Below are 17,331 nucleotides of genomic sequence, written 5' to 3'. Positions count from 1 at the left end.
GGCTCAGAACGTCTCCCAGTCCTCTTCCTTGCTAGCGGCTACCGCAGCAGGTGCCGCAGCAGCAATGGCCTTGACCGGTGCAGGCTTGTGCGGCGCGCGGGCCGTCGCCAGCACCTCGCGCGTGATGGCTGCGGGCGAGCGCAGCACCGGCGCTTTGGCCACGGCCAGCATTGGGACCGATGCGCCAGCGTCCAGCTTGAACACCGCGATCACCTCCGACAAGCGCTGCGCCTGGTCGCGCAACGAAGACGCCGCAGCAGCGGATTCCTCCACCAGCGCGGCGTTCTGCTGCGTCATCTGGTCCAGTTGGTTGACCGCCTGGTTCACCTGGCCAATGCCATCGCGCTGCTCGGTGGCCGAGGCGTGGATTTCTGCGATCAGGTCGGCCACCTGGCGCACGCTGTGCACGATCTCGCCCATGGCCGTGCCGGCCTGGGTGACCTGGCGCGAGCCGGTGTCCACCGTGTCGACCGATGCGCCGATCAGGCCCTTGATCTCGCGCGCGGCCTGGGCGCTGCGCTGGGCCAGGCTGCGCACCTCGGCCGCCACCACGGCAAAGCCGCGGCCCTGCTCGCCAGCGCGCGCGGCCTCTACCGCGGCATTCAGCGCCAGGATGTTGGTCTGGAAAGCAATGCCGTCGATGGTGCCGATGATGTCGCCAATACGGCGTGAGGAGTTGCTGATCTGCTCCATGCTGGCCACCACCTGGCCCACCACCTCGCCGCCGCGCGTGGCGGCCTGGGCCGCGCTGCTGGCCAGTTGGCGCGCTTGCTGCGCGGTGCTGGCGGCTTGCGACACCGTGCCGGTGAGCTGCTCCATGCTGGCCGCCGTCTGCTGCAGGCTGGACGCCGCCTGCTCGGTGCGCGCCGACAAATCCTGGTTGCCATGCGCGATCTCGGCCGAGGCGGTAGAGACAGATTCAACGCCGCCACGCACCTCGCCCACCACACCGCGCAGGCGCCGCACCATGGCCGCCTGCGCCGCCAGCAGTTGGCCAAACTCATCGCGCCGCTGCGCATCGGGCACCAGGCTCAGGTCACCTGCCGCAATCGACTCGGCCACTTGCACGGCATGCGCCAACGGCTGGCTCATGGCACGCACCAATACCGCCGCCAGCACGATGCCGGCCAGCAACACCACCACCGCGCCGGCCACTGCGGCAAAGGCTGCCTCGCTGCGCTCGGCCTGCATCTGCGCCACGGCGGCGTCGCGCGCCTGCTCCTGCAGCTTCACAAAATCATCCATCGCCGCCACATAGCGGCCAATGGCGGGCAGGTAGGTTGCCTGCACGAACTCGGGCGACACCGCCGCGCTGGCGGATGCCAGTTGCAGCTCGCGCGCCTTTTTGTTGAGCTCAAGCACGGCGGCACGCTCAGCCGCAATGCGCTGCAACGCGGCTTTCTCGGCCGGGCTGGTGGCCTGGGCCACGACCTTGTCCTGCAGCGCGCTGATCCCGGCCACGCCGGCCTTCACCCGTGTGTCGAACAAAGCCACCAGGCCCGAGTCCGCGCTGGCGTTGCTGGCCATCACGCGGTCGCCCACGGTCTCGATCGCGCCGCGCCATTGCACCGCCGTGGTGATGCGGTCGTCGTAGGCGCGGATGCGCGTCAGCGCCTCGTCGGCCAGCGCAGAGGCGCGCTGCTGCGACCACAGGCTGATCGCCAGCATGATGACCAGCAAGCCCAGGATGCCGCCCCAGAGCTTGTGCGAGACACGGATGTCGTTGAATTTCATGGTGATCGGGAGTCCTGTTGGGCGTGAAGTACCAGAAGTATCAAAGCGTAAGCAAATCTTGCGCCCAAAGCGGCTGCAGCTTCAGTTTCCCCAAAATTTATATAAAAAATGCCTGTAGCCCAGTACCCGCCTGGGCTAATAGCTATATATTAGATAGCAATACAGCTATATGCTTGGCGCCTGGGAGACCCTCGTGCCGTCTCTGCGGGGCGCGCGGCCTAGAATCAAGCGGTGCCTACCTTCTCCAACGCCGACCTGCACTGCCACTCCGTCGTATCCGACGGCACGCTGACACCGGAGGAGCTTGCCCCGCGCGCCAAGGCCAACGGCGTCGAGCTCTGGGCCCTGACCGACCACGACGAAATCGGCGGCCAGCAACGCGCCGCCGCCGCCGCCAAGGCGCAGGGCCTGCCCTACCTCACGGGTGTCGAGATCTCCGTCACCTTTGCCAATGAAACCGTGCACATCGTCGGCCTGGGCTTTGACCCGGACGACGCCGCACTGCGCCAAGGCCTGGCCGACACCCGCGACGGCCGCGGCCCGCGCGCCCGCGACATGGCCGCCCAACTCGCCGCCGCCGGCATCCCAGGCGCCTACGAAGGCGCACTGAAGTTCGTCGGCAACCCGGCGCTGATCTCACGCACCCACTTCGCCCGCTTCCTGGTGGAGTCCGGCGTCTGCCGCGACACGCCTGAGGTGTTTCGCAAGTACCTGACCGAAGGCAAGCCCGGCTATGTGCCGCACCGCTGGGCATCGTTGTCGGATGCGGTGCACTGGATCACCTACGCCGGCGGCGTGGCGGTGATCGCGCACCCGGGCCGCTACAAATTCACCGCCAATGAAGAGTTCGCGCTGTTCAGCGAATTCAAGGCCCATGGCGGGCGCGGCGTGGAAGTGGTCACCGGCAGCCACACACCATCGGAATACGGCATCTACGCCGACATGGCGCTGGAGTTCAACCTGGCCGCCTCGCGCGGCAGCGACTTCCACAGCCCCACCGAATCGCACACCGACCTGGGCCGCCTGCCGCCGCTGCCGGCGGCACTGACACCGGTCTGGACGTTGCTGGAAGACCGCATCCGGTGAGGAAACCGCGCTGATGCCCTTGCCCGGTTCGGTGGTCGGCATTCTGCTGGCCGTCACAGCCACCGCCTGCTTCGCCACCCTGGACACCAGCACCAAGGTCGCCGGCGCCAGCGTACCGGTGGTGATGGCACTGTGGTTCCGCTATGCGTTCCAGGCCTGGTCCACCACGGCAGCCATCGTGCCTTCGCGCGGGTTCCGCGCGCTGCGCACCACGCACTGGCGCTTCCAGTGCCTGCGCGGCCTGCTGCTGGTCATGACCAGCGTGTTCTCTTTCTTCAGCCTGCGCCATATGCCGGTGGGTGAATTCACCGCCATCGCCATGGTCACGCCGCTGGCCATCACGCTGCTGGCCGCAACAGTGCTGAAAGAGCAGGTGTCGCCGCTGCGCTGGATGCTGGTGGCCGGCGGCTTTGGCGGCACCCTGCTGGTGCTGCGGCCCGGCGGCGACAGCTTTGGCTGGGCCATCCTGCTGCCCCTGGGCCTGGTGCTCAGCAACGCCTGGTTCCAGGTGCTGACCAGCCGCCTGGCGCAAACCGAAGATCCGATGGTGATGCAGTTCTACAGCGGCTGGGTCGGCACGCTGCTGACCTCGGGCCTGCTGCCCTTTGTCTGGGTCACGCCCGACAAGGGTTCGGTCTGGCTGGCGCTGGGCCTGATGGGCCTCATGGGCACCGTCGGCCACTACCTGCTGACACTGGCCTATGGCCGCACGCCGGCCTCTACCCTCATGCCCTTTCTCTACAGCCAGATTGGCTTTGCCATGCTGGCGGGCTGGATCATGTTCAGCCACGTGCCGGACAGCACCTCGGTCACCGGCATGGTGCTGATCGCCATCTGCGGCGGCCTGGGCGCCTGGCTCACGGTGCGCGAAAGCCGTATCGTGGTGCAACCGGCTGAATCTTGACGCACGCACAGGCAGACAATTCCCCATGGCCCAGTACTTCGAAGTCCACCCCGACAACCCGCAGCCGCGCCTGCTCAAGCAGGCTGCGGCGCTATTGCAGCGCGGCGGTGTCGCCGCCGTACCAACCGACTCCAGCTACGCGCTGGTCTGCCGCCTGGACGACAAGGACGCGGCCGACGCCCTGCGCCGCATCCGCCAGGTCGACGAGCGCCACCACCTGACCCTGCTCTGCCGCGACCTGAGCGAGCTGGCCAGCTATGCGCGTGTGGACAACCGCCAGTACCGGCTGCTGAAGCTCGGCACGCCCGGCGCCTACACCTTTTTGCTGGAAGCGACCAAGGAAGTACCGCGCCGCCTGAGCCACCCGCAGCGCAAGACCATAGGCCTGCGCGTACCAGACCACCGCGTGCTGCAAGAGTTGCTGGCCCAGCACGGCGCGCCGCTGCTGGCCACCACCCTCATCCCCGCTGGCGAGACCGATTCGTTGAACGACGCCCAGACCATCCGCGCCCGCTACGAGAAGCTGCTGGCGGCCGTGGTCGATGCCGGCGCCTGCCCGGCCCAACCCACCACCGTGATCGACCTGGTGCCCATGGATGCGGGTGGCGAGCCGGTAGTGGTGCGCCGCGGCGGCGGCAGCCTGGCAGCGCTGGGCCTGACCGAAGAATGACGCCCGCGACCGTCTGACACAATCCAGCCCGTGGACTTCTCCAACCTTATCCAGACCGTTCTCATCTACGCCCTGCCGGTGCTGTTTGCCATCACCGTGCACGAAGCAGCGCACGGCTATGCCGCGCGCCACTTCGGCGACAACACGGCGCTGATGCTGGGCCGCATCACGCTCAACCCGTTCAAGCACATAGACCCGGTCGGCACCATCCTGATGCCGCTGATGCTGTACTTTGCGACCTCGGGCGCCTTCCTGTTCGGCTATGCCAAGCCGGTGCCGGTCAACTTCGGCCACCTGCGCAATCCCAAGCGCGACATGGTCTGGGTGGCGCTGGCCGGGCCTGCCTCCAACTTCGTGCAGGCCATCCTGTGGGCGCTGGTGCTGGTGCTGCTGGCCGCGTTGGGCGTGCAAGAGCGCTTCTTCCAGGAGATGGCGCGCGCCGGCGTGCTGGTGAACCTGGTCATGTGCGCCTTCAACCTGTTCCCGCTGCCGCCGCTGGACGGCGGGCGCGTGCTGGTCGGCCTGCTGCCCTGGAAGCAGGCGCAGTTGCTGTCGCGCCTGGAGCCCTACGGCTTCTTCATCGTGCTGGCGCTGGTCGTCACCGGCATCGTCAGCCGCTTCTGGCTGCAACCGCTGATGTCCGTCGGCTACAGCATCATCAACCTGCTGATCTCGCCGCTGGTCGCGCTGCTGCGCTGACCAGCGCTCTTCTTCCCGCTTTTTTCGTTCGTCCATGCGTCCTACGCGCTTCCTGACCGGCATCACCACCACCGGCACGCCCCACCTCGGCAACTACGTCGGCTCGATCCGCCCTGCGGTTGCGGCCAGCCGGCAGGCCAATGTCGAGAGCTTCTACTTCCTGGCCGACTACCACGCGCTGATCAAGTGCGACGAGCCGGCGCGCATCCAGCGCTCTACCCTGGAGATCGCCGCCAGTTGGATCGCCGCCGGGCTGGACCCGGAGCGCGTCACCTTCTACCGCCAGTCCGACATCCCCGAAATCCCCGAGCTGACCTGGCTGCTGACCTGCGTCACCGGCAAGGGCCTGCTCAACCGCGCACATGCCTACAAGGCATCCGTCGACAAGAACAACGCCGCGGGGAACGACCCGGACACCGACGTCACCGCCGGCCTGTTCATGTACCCGGTGCTGATGGCCGCAGACATCCTGCTGTTCCAGGCGCACAAGGTGCCGGTCGGCCGCGACCAGATCCAGCACATAGAGATGGCGCGCGACATCGCCGCCAGCTTCAACCACCTCTACGGCGAGCACCTGGTGCAGCCCGAGGCGGCGATTGAAGAGTCCGTCGCCACTCTGCCCGGCCTCGACGGCCGCAAGATGAGCAAGAGCTACGACAACACGATCCCGCTGTTTTCGCCGCGTGACGAGCTCAAGCGCCGCATCGCCTCGATCGTGACCGACTCACGCGCGCCCGGCGAGCCCAAGGACACCGAAGGCTCGGCGCTGTTCCAGATCTACCAGGCCTTTGCCTCGGCCGAAGAAACCGCCGCGCTGCGCCAGGCCTATGCCGAGGGCATCGCCTGGGGCGACGCCAAGCAGCAGTTGTTCGAGCGCATCGACCGCGAAGTCGCGCCCATGCGCGCCACCTACGAATCGCTCATGGCCAACCCGGCCCGTGTCGAAGAGCTGCTGCAGGCCGGCGCCCTCAAGGCACGCCGCCTGACCACGCCGCTGATGCTCACCCTGCGCGAAGCCGTCGGCCTGCGCCGCCTGGGCGCGGCCACCGCCGCCGCCAAGCCGGAGAAAGCTGCCCGCACCAGCCTGCCGCTGTTCAAGCAATACCGCGAGGCCGACGGCCAGTTCCGCTTCAAGCTGCAAGACGCCCAAGGCGAGCTGTTGCTGCAAAGCCGCGCCTACGCCGGCCCACGCGACGCCGCCCAGGCCATCGCCGCCCTGCAGCAACCCGGCGCCGACCTGACCGCCCTGCTGGCCGACTGCGCCGACGGCACGGCCGACGCCGCGGCCATCGCCACCGCCCTGCAAGCCCTGGCCGCAGCAAAAGCCTGACACCCGCGTGCCCTGGACGCTGGCCGCGCCAAGCCATAGCGAGCTGATCCTCAAGAAAAGCCGCTTCATCGGCTGCGTCGAAGCCGTAGAAGACCGGCCTGCCGCCCAGCGGCGCGTAGCCGAGCTGCGCGCCCAACACCCCGGCGCCGCCCATGTCTGCTGGGCCCTGCTGGCCGGCGGCCAGTCGGCCGCCGTCGACGACGGTGAACCCGGCGGCACCGCCGGCCGCCCCATGCTCGACGTGCTGCGCCACCAGGACCTGCAAGGCGTGCTGGCCACCGTGGTGCGCTACTTCGGCGGCGTCAAGCTGGGCGCCGGCGGCCTGGTGCGGGCCTATACCGACAGCATCGCCCAGGCCCTGCTGCAGGCCCAGAAAATCCCGGTGCAGCGTCTGCTCACCCAAGCCTGCGAAGTGCCCTATGCGCTGGAAGGCGCCGTGCGGCGCGAGCTGGACGCCGCCAATGCCACGCTGCTGGACGTGCAACACGGCAGCACCGTGCAACTGCGCTGGCGCCTGCCGGACAGCGCCGCAGCAGCGCTGGCACAACGGCTCGAAGAACGCGGCCAGGGGCGCCTGGCCTGGCTTCCGGACGCGGACTAGGCCGCGCCGCACCAGCCCTGCTGGTACAGGCAGAGACAAAAGCGCATTTATTTACGCCCTTTACGTGTACTTGTTCCTTCGAGGCCCGCGGCGTTGCACGCTAGCCTTACCCTCTGTCCCTGTAGCGCTGTAGGCCGAATCCGGCACGAAGCCATCCCTTCGTCCGGCATGTTGAGGTCCATGGCTAAGGTGCAATGACAACATGCAGCTGGGAACCACCATGAGACGCTCTCTACGCACAGCTCTTGCCGCCTTCTCCGCCACCATCGTGGTGGCAGTTTCGGCCGCCGCTGCGGTCCTGCTTCCCGACTACGCCGCAGAAGCTACCAACCTGGGCATCGTCCAGGTCGACGACCTATTCCCCGCGGGCACATTCGAGCGCTGAGCGGACACCTCCTGCCCCTGTTGAATACGGCCGCTGACGCGGCCGTTTTTCATGGCCCCCGGCGCGGCGGAGCCGTCACAGGGCGCATGCCCTCGCTGCGGGGACGGGGCACGCCGAGCGCGTCGGCATTGACCATCTGGCGATTCGCCACCTCGGACAGATAACCCGTCGTAGGCCCGGTAGTGCCATCGTCCGCACCTATGGCCGGGCAGGCGTCGAGCGACAGGCTGAACACCATGCTCGCCCCCGGCCCAAAGCGCGCCGGCACGGTCTGGTGCAAGGGGTAGCGCATATCCACCGGCGATCGGCTGGACTGGTAGACGATGCCATCGCCACGGCCATACACCGTGTAGCACGTAGCATGGGCAGAAGACAGAGCCCCGGCCAGCAGGCAAAAGCTCAGGGCGGCGATCTTGGACATGGGTTGGAGGGCTCCGGGGTTGGGCGTGGCGACAGGCAGGGATTGTTGACCAGCCCCGCTAGCGCACATTCTGCCCCGGAGCTGAGCCGAAAACCCTCTCACGGCCCGCGCAACAACGCTGCCCAAGGCAGGTACCACCTTACTGCGGCAAATCTCCAGCGGAACGCTTGAGCCACTTCAGCGATAGCCGCTCCACCTCACCCGAGCTTCGCGCCTCGCGGACTATCTGCTCCACCCTGTCGAGCAGAGCGGCCTCCCCCTTGGGCACACCGACGAAGTTCGGGCTCAGGCTGATGGGTAGCTTGTATTCAATAGCCATTTGCGGGCTGCGGCGCAGCAAGGCTTCGACCGCTGGCTGGCTGATGCCGACCGCCTGCACCTGGCCCGCCGCGAACGCCGACATCGTCGCGGCATGGTCCTCGAAGCGCAGGATCTTCGCGTCGGCCGGCAGCATGCTGGTGACGTTCTGGTCTTCAATGGTGCCGCGGGTCACGCCTATGCTTTTGCCCACCATGTCAGCCATGCTCTTGATGCTCAGGTCCTTGCTGGCAAACACGCCGCTGATGAAAGGCGAATAGGCGGTCTTCGTAAAGTCTATGACCTTCTCGCGCTCGGCATTGCGTGCCAGCGTGGAGACCATGATGTCAACCTTGCCGGTCTGCAGGTAGGGCACGCGGTTAGTGCTGGTCACGGGCACCAGTTCTGCCCGCGCGGCCAACGCGGCCGCGATGTAACGCGCCATGTCGACATCCAGGCCCTGCGGCTGCATATCAGGCCCCACGAAGCCGTAAGGTGGGTAGTCTGCCGGTATGCCGATGCGCACCACTTTCGTCTTACCGATCTGATCCAGTGCAGACTGCGCATGGGCTGCACCCAGGCCTGCCAACAGCGCCGAGCCGGCCAGCGTGAGCACCAGGAACCCTCGCCTGAATTGATACATAAGACTTCCCTCAGAAGAAAGTGGATGAACGGAAAACTTAGGTGCCGGATGCAATGCGGCGGTCGAACAGCCGGCCGTAACCCGGCCTTGCACCACTCACGTCCAGCACTTCCAGGCAATGCCAGAAAGACGCCTGCACCGCCGAGATGACCGGCTTGCCCAGTTCCGCCTCCAGCGCCGCGATGACAGCGGCCGAGCGAAAGTTGGTGCAACTGATGAAGATGGCGCTGGCGTCCGGATGGTCGACCGAGCGCACCAGGTCATAGACCTCCTCCAGCGACACCTCAGCCAGGGCATGGTCGCTGTCTATGCCCAGGTTGGCGTGGCGGACCACCTCGTGGCCGTTCTCCTGCAGGAAACGAATGGCACGCTCGTGGATGGCAGAGACGTAGGGCGTTGCCAATGCGACCTTGCCTGCTCCCACCTCGCGCAGCGCGGCCAGCGTGGCGGTACTGGCAGTGGTAATGCGCGGACCAGGCACCCATTGCGCCAGCTTCGCCATCAGGGCCTGGTCGTACGCAGTGCCATGAAGGAAAGATGCGCTGGTTCCGCCGAAGCAGAGCACGTCGATGGGCGCCGAGCCGACCAGCCGTGCAGCCTGCTCCACTTCGGGTGACTGCATCATTTCCTCGATGCCCTCCACCGTCACCTTGGGCAGCTTGAGGCGCGTCGTGTGCACCGCCACGCCAGGCGCAGACATGGCAACCATTTCAGCGTCCATCACGATGCTTGATGCAATGTAGATCAGTCCGATCCTTGCGAGCGTGCCATTGCCGTCGGGCTGAAATACGGGATAGGAAGTGGTCATGGTTGGAACAAAAGGAAAGGGCAGGAAGATCGGTATTTGGTCCAGTGCGAGGATCACCTCAATGGCTGTCCTCGATGTTGAGGATTTTTCCAAGACCCAGAAAGTAGTTGGCAAAGGCAAGCACGGCAGCCGTCACCGCGATATACACAACAGACAGCGCCGCCAGGGTCGGGTCGGCAAACTCGCGCACATAGTTGTACATGGCCACCGGCAGGGTCTGCGTGTCCTGCGTCGTCACGAAAAGCGATGCCGTGAATTCACTGAAGGACATGATGGCAGCGAACAGCCAGCCACCAAAAAGCCCCGGCGCCAACAGCGGAACCGTCACCGTGAAAAGTACTTTCACCGGCGATGCCCCCAGGCTGGCCGCCACCTGCTCCAGCCGTTCGTCCAGGTTCTCCATGGACACATAAACGCTGCGCAGCACGAAGGGGAGCACCAGCATCACGTGGCACAAAATCACGACACCGTATCCGCGCTGTACCGAGGCCTGCGATACCAGAATCAGCAGCCCCAGCCCCAGCGTGAAATGCGGCACCACCAGGGGCGAATGCAGGATGGCCAGCAGGGTCTGCTTGCCACCGAACTCCAGCCGCTTGATGGCGATCGACAGGCAGGTGCCAATCACCAAGGCCAGGGAGGAAGACCATCCAGTGATGACCAGGCTGGCTTTGAATCCTTCCTGAAAATCCGGATAGTCAAATACTCGCTCGAACCATTTCAGCGAATAGGCCTCGGGCGGAAACTCAATGATCGCCTTCTCGTTGAACGAGGCAATGGTCACCACCACCACCGGTAGCAACACGAACGCCAGCAACAGGGCGATCAGCAGCGGGCCCGCGATACGCAGTGGCAAAGGCAGGGAGCTTCGGATCTTCATTTTCTAATGTCCTCCGATGGCCTTCAGGCGTTTGGTCAACAGCCCAAGGGCAAAGAGCGCCGTGGCCGTCAACAACAGGCCCATTACGCTCAAGCTGGCTGCCAGCGGGAAATTCATCGACGAAAAGCCGAGCTGGTAGACCAGCGTGGAGACCGTCGGCACACGACCACCGCCGATCATCTGGGGCGTGGCGAAGGCGCTGAAGGTCCAGGCGAAGGCGGTGGTGATGCTGGCCAGGATGCCGGGCATCGACAGCGGCAGCGTCACCGTGACGAACGTCCAGACTGGGCCGGCCCCCAGGCTTTGCGCGGCCTTTTCATAGTCCCGGTTGATGTGGGAAATAGCCGTGGCCAGCATCAGCACCACGACGGGAATCGTCACATGCACCAGCGCCACCAGCACGCCCAAGTGGGTGAACATCAACTCCAGTGGCCGCTCAATCAGACCTAGCTTTCGCAGCGTTCCATTGATGAAGCCGTTGCTGCCCAGTACGGCGATCCACGAGTAGGTGCGGACGATTTCGCCCAAAAACAGCGGCGTGATGGAAACCACCAGGATGAAGGACTTCAGTGCCCGGCTCTTCACGCGCACCAGTGCATAGGCCAGCGGATAGGCCACCAGCAGCGAGAAGACGGTGGTCTCCACGCTCAGCAATAAGGTGTTGGAGAAGGCGTCGAAATAAATCGACTTGCCCATGCCGGTGAAGTTGGCGAGGGTGAATCCGCCCACATCCAGCGAGCCGGGCACAAAGGCCCGGAAGCTGAACTGAAAAACCGCGAGCAAGGACACGGCGATACCCGCCGCAACAATAACGGCCGGGGATACCAGCCAGGCCCGTAGATCTGAGCGCATTCCTAACCTTCTTCCAGATTCTCAGTCGGCGAGGAAGGAGTCCTGCAGCGCATGTCCGCAAAAATCCTCTCCACCTTTTTGGCCCGCTACCGGGTCAATTCATGATGTTTTCGGTGAACCACTTGCGCCATTCGGCGGTCTTCTCGGCGCGCAGCTTGTTGTCGATGACGATGGTCTGGGTATCCCACTGCTCCTTCGTAGTGAACACGCCAGGCAGCTTGGCGTCTTCAGCCGAAACCGTGGCGTTGTCGATGACGGGACTGGCCTTCTTCGACGCCACGATCTTCGACTGCACGTCAGCGGACAGGGCGATGTTCAGAAACTTGTAGGCCAAGTCGGTCTTGGTACTGCCCTTCATGATGGCCATGGTGTCCACGCCCAGCACTGCGCCCTCCTTGGGCATGGCCACCTTGATCGGCACACCCTGACTGGCCATGTGGTACGCGTTCATCGAGAGGATGACTTCTACCGGCGTTTCACCAGTGGCAATCAGCTGCTGCGCATTGGCGTCGTTGGTATAGAAGGCCTTGAAGTTGGGCTTGAGCGCCTTGAGCTTCTCCTGGCCTTTTTCCCAGGTCCGGGCATCGCCGCCCGAGAGCATGGCGGAAACGGCAATGATGTGGCTCGGGTCGAAGTCGGGGGCGCTGATCTTGCCCTTCAGGGCCGGGTTCCACAGATCGTTCCAGCTTTCGAACTTGACGCCGGGCGGGATCAGGTCGGGGCGATAGCCGATGGAATAGATATAAGCCCAGCTACCGATGTGGTACGGGCTGATCTTGGCGCGATCGACCAAGTGGCTGAAGTTCGGGATCTTGCTGGTGTCGAGCTGCTCGAACAGGTTGCCGCTCACGTAGAGCCAGCCGACATGCGAGGTGGTGAAGGTAATGTCGCTCTCAGGTTTGGAGGCGAGCTTGGCCTTGTTCAAGCGGTCGATGGTGCCACCGGTTACGTACTTCACCGGCACCCCGGTTTGCTTCGTGAACTCCTTGCCGATGTTCTCGTCGATGAGGTCGCGGAAACTGCCGCCCCAGGAGCTCACCACCAGGGCATTGTCCTGCGCCCAGGCCGAGGGGCCGGCCAACGCGGCAGAGACCGCGCACAGTGTCAAAAGCTTGCGAATCATGGATTGACCTCAATCGAAAAAGTTGAACATCTGCCGATGCTGAGAATGCATCGGTGATGCCTGTAGCGATGCGACGCATACATCACGCCAGCTCCGCACGGCTCGCCGGCATCACGGGACGGATGATGGGGAAAACCACACCCAACGGCCAAGTCGCCTTTTACTTAGAGGTGCCTCAAATTTCCCGATGGGCGGGTTGGCGGGCTGCGCTCGGAAATTCCTAAACGGTCGCCCGGAAAATACAAATGGCGCTTATGGCCAGCGCAGATGACCATGGCCACTCCTGATGTCATCTGCCCTCAAGCGACCATGAAGCACACCCGCATCCGCCCTTTCAATACCAAGGCCACCTACCCGGAACAGAAGCTCGACAACGACCTCTGCCAGGCTGTCGTCGCCCGGGGCGCCACCGTTTTCCTGCGCGGGCAAATCGGCCAGAACCTCGACACCTCCGAGAGCGTGTGCATCGGCGATGTCAGCGGGCAGGCGGAGCAAGCCATGGCCAATATCGCGATGTTGCTCAAGGAAGCCGGCGGCGAACTCCAGGACATCTGCAAGATCACCATCTACATCATCGATCCGCGCTACCGTGAGGCGGTGTATCTCGTCGTGGGCCGTTGGCTGAAGGGCGTTTTTCCGGTGTCGACCGGCATCGTGGTCTCGGCCTTGGCCCGGCCGGAGTGGCTGGTGGAAATCGACGCCACCGCCGTCATCCCCGACTGAGTCTTCAATGACCTTCTCCATCATCGCGCGCTGTCCCGCCACCGGGCAGTTCGGTGCGGCCGTGGCCTCGTCGTCGCCGGCGGTCGCTGCGCGCTGCATCCGCGGCCGCAAGGGCATAGGTGCTGCGGCCAGCCAGAACATCACCGATCCGGACCTGGGCCCGCTCGCCCTGGACCTGCTGGCCAGCGGCCTGACACCAGAGCAGGCCATGGCCGCGCTGCAGCAGCGGCCCTTCATCGACTACCGCCAGGTTATGGCCATCGATGCGCTGAACCCACCGGTGGTATTTACCGGCACCCAGGCGCTTGGGACGCTCGCCAGCGTGGTTGGCCTCCATGCGGCTTGTGCCGGCAACATGCTGCATACGCGCGACGTGCCCCAGGCCATGCTGTCGGCTTTCGAGAGCGCCGAAGGCTCACTGGCCGAACGGCTGATGCTGGCCATGCTCGCCGGCCAGGAGGCCGGTGGCGAGGAAGGCCCTGTGCACTCGGCAGGGCTGCTGGTGTACGGAGACCAGAGCTGGCCCATTGTGGACCTGCGGCTCGACTGGGTGGAGCTTGACCCAGTGCAGGCCCTCTACGCCACCTGGAAGGTCTACGAGCCGCAGTTGCAGGCCTACATCACGCGGGCGCTCGACCCGCGCGCAGCCCCCAGCTTCGGTGTGCCTGGAAACCTCTGAAGGCCGCCGGTACACTGGACTGTTGGCCTTCAGCGCCTTTCCAGGGCGCCTCTTTCTACTTCGACATGCTCAACCGCGTTTCCTTGCGCCAGATGGAGTATTTCGTCGCCACGGCGAAACACGGCAGTATCGCCGCGGCGTCGGTGCACATCCATATCTCCTCACCCTCGATCTCGGCGGCGATTGCGCATATCGAGACCGAACTGAACGTTCAGCTTTTTGTACGCCATCCGTCCAAGGGCCTGGGACTGACCGCCATTGGCACACTGGTGCTGCGACAGTGCGAGGATGTGCTTGATCGATCGTCCCGCCTGTATGAAATCGCCTCGGATTCGAGCGACGTCATGCAAGGCTCTCTGCGGGTGGGCAGTTTCCAGTCGCTCACGGCCATGATCGCGCCGGAGGTCATCTTCGGATTCTCCCGGGCCTTCGAGAAGATCGAAGTGCAGATGGTCGAAGGCGACCAGGAGGTCTTGATGAACAAGCTCCATGCGCTCGAGATCGACCTGGCCATCACCTATGACCTGCACCTGAGCGACGACATCCAGTTCGAGAGCCTGGCGACCCTGCCGCCCTATGTGCTGGTGAGCGAACTGCATCCGTTGGCACAGCAGAAGGCCGTCACCTTCGAGGAACTGGCCCCCCAGCCTTTCGTGCTGCTGGACCTGCCGATGAGCCGGGAGTACTTCACCTCGCTGTTCGCCAAGGCCGGTGTCACGCCGAACATCGTGGCGCGCTCGCGCTCCGAGGAAGTCGTGCGGTCCATGGTCGCCAACGGCATCGGTTATGCGCTGTTCAACGTGCGGCCCAAGTCGAACCAGTCATTGGATGGAAAGCGCATGGTGCGGGTGCGCCTGGCCGGCACAAATCGACCGATGCTGCTGGGCCTGGCGACCTACAAGCCGATGAAGCCGTCGCGATTGACGCGCGTCTTCATGGAGCGCTGCCGCGCCTACATCTCCGACCAGTACATCCCCGGCATGAGTGCGGCGAGTTTCTTCGACCCCCATATTTCGACGCCCTGAGGCGTTCATCGCATTGGTCATGAATCAAGCCCAAGCATTGTCTGCGAGCGTCTCTCTTCTGGAAATGCTCATTGCCTTCCCCTCGGTTTCGCTTAAACCGAACATCGGGCTCATCACCAAGATCCAGGAGATCCTGGCGAACGCCGGCATCGCATCCACGCTCGCGCCGGACCCGCAAGACCCCAGCCGGACCAACCTGTTTGCCTCGGTCGGCCCGGAAGGTATCCCGGGTGTCCTGCTCTCCGGCCACACCGATGTGGTTCCGGTGCAGGGCCAGCCCTGGACTTCGCCGCCATTCGAAGCCACGCACAAAGACGGCCGCATCTATGGGCGCGGCTCGTCCGACATGAAGGGCTTCGTCGCCTGTGCGGTCACCGCCATGGTGGCGGCGGCCCGGCGACCACTGACGCGGCCGCTGCAGTTGGCCCTTTCCTTCGATGAAGAGGTCGGCTGCGTCGGCGTGCGCCACCTGCTGCGCCGCCTGGAGGGCAAGCTTCCCGCCCCCTATCTCTGCATTGTCGGCGAGCCCACGCTGATGCGCATCGGCACCGGTCACAAGGGCAAGGCGGCCTACCGCGCGGTCTGCTGCGGCCAGGCTGGCCATTCGGGCCTTGCGCCCAGGTTCATCAACGCGGTCCACATGGCCAGCGATCTCGTCGCATCGGTGCGCGACGTACAGCGTGAACTGTCCGAAACCGGACCGCGCGAAGACGGCTACGGCGTGCCCTACTCCACCGTCCACATCGGCATGATCCAGGGCGGCCGGGCCTTGAACATCGTACCCAGCGAATGCGAAGTGAGTTTCGAGATCCGCAATATCTCGCAAGACAAACCCGAACAGATCCTGAACCGCATCCTCAAGCGCCTGGCCGGCCGTGTGGCAGCCGATGCGGTGTATCCCGAGGCGCCCCTGCCGGACATCCAGTTGGCCAACAGCTACCCCAGCCTGAGCACGCCCGAGGACTCCCCCGCCGTCGGCCTGCTGATCTCGCTGCTGCCGGCAGGCACCCCGTGCACCAAGGTCGACTACGGCACCGAGGGCGGCCTGTTCAAGCAGAGCTGGAGTCAAACCCCCGTGCTGGTCTGCGGCCCGGGCAGTATCGAGGTGGCGCATAAGGCTGATGAGTACGTGGAGTTGTCGCAGCTCGAGGCCTGCGACCGGATGCTCGCAGGCCTCGTCGACTTTCTCTGCCAGTAGGCGCTACTTCACGCCCTCTCGTAGGTCCGATACCCTTCCTGCGTCACGATATGGTCTGCGATGTATTTCGCGTCATGCCACACGCCGTAGATGAAGGATGACGCCCGGTTCACCAGGTTAGGCAGGCCAAGGAAATAGATTCCGCTTTCGGCGGAAATGCCCCGCTTGTGAAAAGGCTCTCCCTTTTCATCAAAGGCATTCACCTGCAGCCAACTGTAGTCAAAGGTGAAGCCGGTGGCCCAGAGGATCGTCGTGATGCCGGCCTTCTCAAGATCCAGGCTCATGATCGGATTGGTGAGGCAATCCGGGTCCGCAAGCAGCTCCCAGGCTTCGGGCTCGGGGGGAAACGGCAGGCCGTTTTCCTCGATGTAGGCATCTGCTTCGCGGAGCACATCGAAGTAAGCCTGGTCGCCCGCAGCGACGTTCTCCCCCAGGCCTTTCTCGAACTCGATAGCACCATCCTTGTACGACTTGGTCAGTCCGACGAGCTCGATGCCCATGTGCGCCAGGCGTCGGAAATCAACCGTCTTGCCCCCCTCATAGCCGCTGACGGCAAAGGCGACGTGCTTCTTCTTGGGCTTGATCTTGACTTCATCCCACAGGCCCAGCGCACCAAGCCACCAGCAGTAATCGCGACCACGGTAGGAACGCGGCGGGCGGTAATGCTCGCCCACCGAGAGATACACCGTCTTGCCTGCCTTGCGCAGTTCCTCGGCAATTTGCGAGCCGGAAGCACCTGCGCCCACCACCAGCACCGCGCCTTCTCGCAACTGGCCCGGGTTCTTGTAGACAGAGGAATGCAGTTGCTGGATCTTGTCGGTTTCCGGAACGATTTTCGGATAGGCCGGAATCTGGAAAGGGCCGGTGGCCGAAACGACATTGGTCGCTTCGATTATCCCTTCGGACGTGGTCACCTTGAAGCCGGGGCTCCCGACATGGCGCTCCACCTGCCTGACTTCAACACCGGTGCGCACCGGCGCCTTCAGCATGGCGGCATAGTCCTCGAAATACTGGGCCATGCGCTCCTTCGCCGGAAACGCCTCCGGCGAAACGTCGCCGAACTTCAGGCCGGGGAAACGGTCATGCCAGGCCGGCCCATTCGCCACCAGGGAATCCCACCGCTCCGTGCGCCAGCGTTCCGCGATCCGCTTGCGCTCCAGCACGATATGCGGCACGCCCATGAGCGAGAGATGCTCGCTCATCGCGATGCCTGCCTGGCCAGCGCCGACCACCAGGGTATTGATTTTTTCCACTGACATTTGAGCTTCCTAAA

19 protein-coding genes are annotated in these 17,331 nt (G+C 64.5%); 11 read left to right on the top strand and 8 right to left on the bottom strand.

Annotation, left to right across the window (positions count from 1 at the left end):
- Nucleotides 1-3: 3 nt before the first annotated feature.
- Complete coding sequence (locus AAFF27_06730; GenBank protein ID XAH24883.1) at nucleotides 4-1,734, bottom strand: methyl-accepting chemotaxis protein; 1,731 nt, start codon at nucleotides 1,732-1,734, stop codon at nucleotides 4-6.
- 231 nt (nucleotides 1,735-1,965) lie between these two features.
- On the opposite strand from AAFF27_06730, the gene AAFF27_06725 reads away from it, so the two are divergent.
- The 7 genes from AAFF27_06725 to AAFF27_06695 all read left to right on the top strand — a co-directional run bounded on the left by AAFF27_06725 (nucleotide 1,966) and on the right by AAFF27_06695 (nucleotide 7,409).
- Nucleotides 1,966-2,820, top strand: a complete 855-nt coding sequence (locus AAFF27_06725) for a 3',5'-nucleoside bisphosphate phosphatase (GenBank protein ID XAH24882.1) — start codon at nucleotides 1,966-1,968, stop codon at nucleotides 2,818-2,820.
- Nucleotides 2,821-2,833: 13 nt separating this feature from the next.
- A complete protein-coding gene (locus AAFF27_06720; protein ID XAH24881.1) occupies nucleotides 2,834-3,724 on the top strand; it encodes a DMT family transporter in 891 nt (296 codons plus the stop codon).
- Between the two features lie 25 nt (nucleotides 3,725-3,749).
- Nucleotides 3,750-4,394: an L-threonylcarbamoyladenylate synthase gene (locus AAFF27_06715; protein XAH24880.1), complete on the top strand. Its 645-nt coding sequence runs from the start codon at nucleotides 3,750-3,752 to the stop codon at nucleotides 4,392-4,394.
- Between the two features lie 30 nt (nucleotides 4,395-4,424).
- Nucleotides 4,425-5,093 (top strand): site-2 protease family protein, encoded by a 669-nt coding sequence (locus AAFF27_06710; protein XAH24879.1) that lies wholly within the window; start codon nucleotides 4,425-4,427, stop codon nucleotides 5,091-5,093.
- 34 nt (nucleotides 5,094-5,127) lie between these two features.
- A complete protein-coding gene (locus AAFF27_06705; protein ID XAH24878.1) occupies nucleotides 5,128-6,423 on the top strand; it encodes a tryptophan--tRNA ligase in 1,296 nt (431 codons plus the stop codon).
- Nucleotides 6,424-6,430: 7 nt separating this feature from the next.
- Nucleotides 6,431-7,024, top strand: coding sequence for a YigZ family protein (locus AAFF27_06700; GenBank protein XAH24877.1), 594 nt, complete (start codon nucleotides 6,431-6,433; stop codon nucleotides 7,022-7,024).
- A gap of 220 nt (nucleotides 7,025-7,244) precedes the next feature.
- Nucleotides 7,245-7,409 (top strand): hypothetical protein, encoded by a 165-nt coding sequence (locus tag AAFF27_06695; GenBank protein ID XAH24876.1) that lies wholly within the window; start codon nucleotides 7,245-7,247, stop codon nucleotides 7,407-7,409.
- A 49-nt stretch (nucleotides 7,410-7,458) separates the two neighbouring features.
- Here the strand turns inward: AAFF27_06695 and AAFF27_06690 are convergent, their stop codons facing one another.
- From AAFF27_06690 to AAFF27_06665, 6 genes are all read right to left on the bottom strand, one after another.
- Nucleotides 7,459-7,830, bottom strand: a complete 372-nt coding sequence (locus tag AAFF27_06690) for a hypothetical protein (GenBank protein XAH24875.1) — start codon at nucleotides 7,828-7,830, stop codon at nucleotides 7,459-7,461.
- 139 nt (nucleotides 7,831-7,969) lie between these two features.
- Nucleotides 7,970-8,743, bottom strand: a complete 774-nt coding sequence (locus AAFF27_06685) for a transporter substrate-binding domain-containing protein (protein ID XAH24874.1) — start codon at nucleotides 8,741-8,743, stop codon at nucleotides 7,970-7,972.
- Nucleotides 8,744-8,807: 64 nt separating this feature from the next.
- Complete coding sequence (locus AAFF27_06680) at nucleotides 8,808-9,578, bottom strand: Asp/Glu racemase (protein XAH24873.1); 771 nt, start codon at nucleotides 9,576-9,578, stop codon at nucleotides 8,808-8,810.
- A gap of 58 nt (nucleotides 9,579-9,636) precedes the next feature.
- Nucleotides 9,637-10,458: an ABC transporter permease gene (locus AAFF27_06675; protein XAH24872.1), complete on the bottom strand. Its 822-nt coding sequence runs from the start codon at nucleotides 10,456-10,458 to the stop codon at nucleotides 9,637-9,639.
- Between the two features lie 3 nt (nucleotides 10,459-10,461).
- Entirely contained in the window at nucleotides 10,462-11,310 is an 849-nt protein-coding gene (locus AAFF27_06670; GenBank protein XAH24871.1) for an ABC transporter permease, read from the bottom strand.
- Between the two features lie 94 nt (nucleotides 11,311-11,404).
- Nucleotides 11,405-12,433, bottom strand: a complete 1,029-nt coding sequence (locus AAFF27_06665; GenBank protein XAH24870.1) for an ABC transporter substrate-binding protein — start codon at nucleotides 12,431-12,433, stop codon at nucleotides 11,405-11,407.
- Between the two features lie 309 nt (nucleotides 12,434-12,742).
- On the opposite strand from AAFF27_06665, the gene AAFF27_06660 reads away from it, so the two are divergent.
- The 4 genes from AAFF27_06660 to argE all read left to right on the top strand — a co-directional run bounded on the left by AAFF27_06660 (nucleotide 12,743) and on the right by argE (nucleotide 16,058).
- Nucleotides 12,743-13,156, top strand: coding sequence for a RidA family protein (locus AAFF27_06660; GenBank protein XAH24869.1), 414 nt, complete (start codon nucleotides 12,743-12,745; stop codon nucleotides 13,154-13,156).
- 7 nt (nucleotides 13,157-13,163) lie between these two features.
- Entirely contained in the window at nucleotides 13,164-13,835 is a 672-nt protein-coding gene (locus AAFF27_06655; protein XAH24868.1) for a DUF1028 domain-containing protein, read from the top strand.
- A 65-nt stretch (nucleotides 13,836-13,900) separates the two neighbouring features.
- The gene (locus AAFF27_06650; protein XAH24867.1) at nucleotides 13,901-14,860 is read left to right on the top strand and encodes a LysR substrate-binding domain-containing protein; all 960 of its coding nucleotides are present in this window, start codon (nucleotides 13,901-13,903) and stop codon (nucleotides 14,858-14,860) included.
- Between the two features lie 19 nt (nucleotides 14,861-14,879).
- Nucleotides 14,880-16,058 carry an acetylornithine deacetylase gene (gene argE, locus AAFF27_06645; protein ID XAH24866.1) on the top strand — a complete coding sequence of 393 codons (1,179 nt, stop codon included), beginning with the start codon at nucleotides 14,880-14,882 and terminating at the stop codon, nucleotides 16,056-16,058.
- Nucleotides 16,059-16,066: 8 nt separating this feature from the next.
- On the opposite strand, the gene AAFF27_06640 is transcribed toward argE, so the two are convergent.
- Nucleotides 16,067-17,317: an NAD(P)/FAD-dependent oxidoreductase gene (locus tag AAFF27_06640; protein XAH24865.1), complete on the bottom strand. Its 1,251-nt coding sequence runs from the start codon at nucleotides 17,315-17,317 to the stop codon at nucleotides 16,067-16,069.
- Nucleotides 17,318-17,331 lie beyond the last annotated feature (14 nt).

The organism is Xylophilus sp. GW821-FHT01B05 (assembly GCA_038961845.1).
Classification (GTDB): Bacteria; Pseudomonadota; Gammaproteobacteria; order Burkholderiales; family Burkholderiaceae_C; genus Xylophilus.
This window is presented reverse-complemented; position numbering and strand designations above follow the sequence as displayed.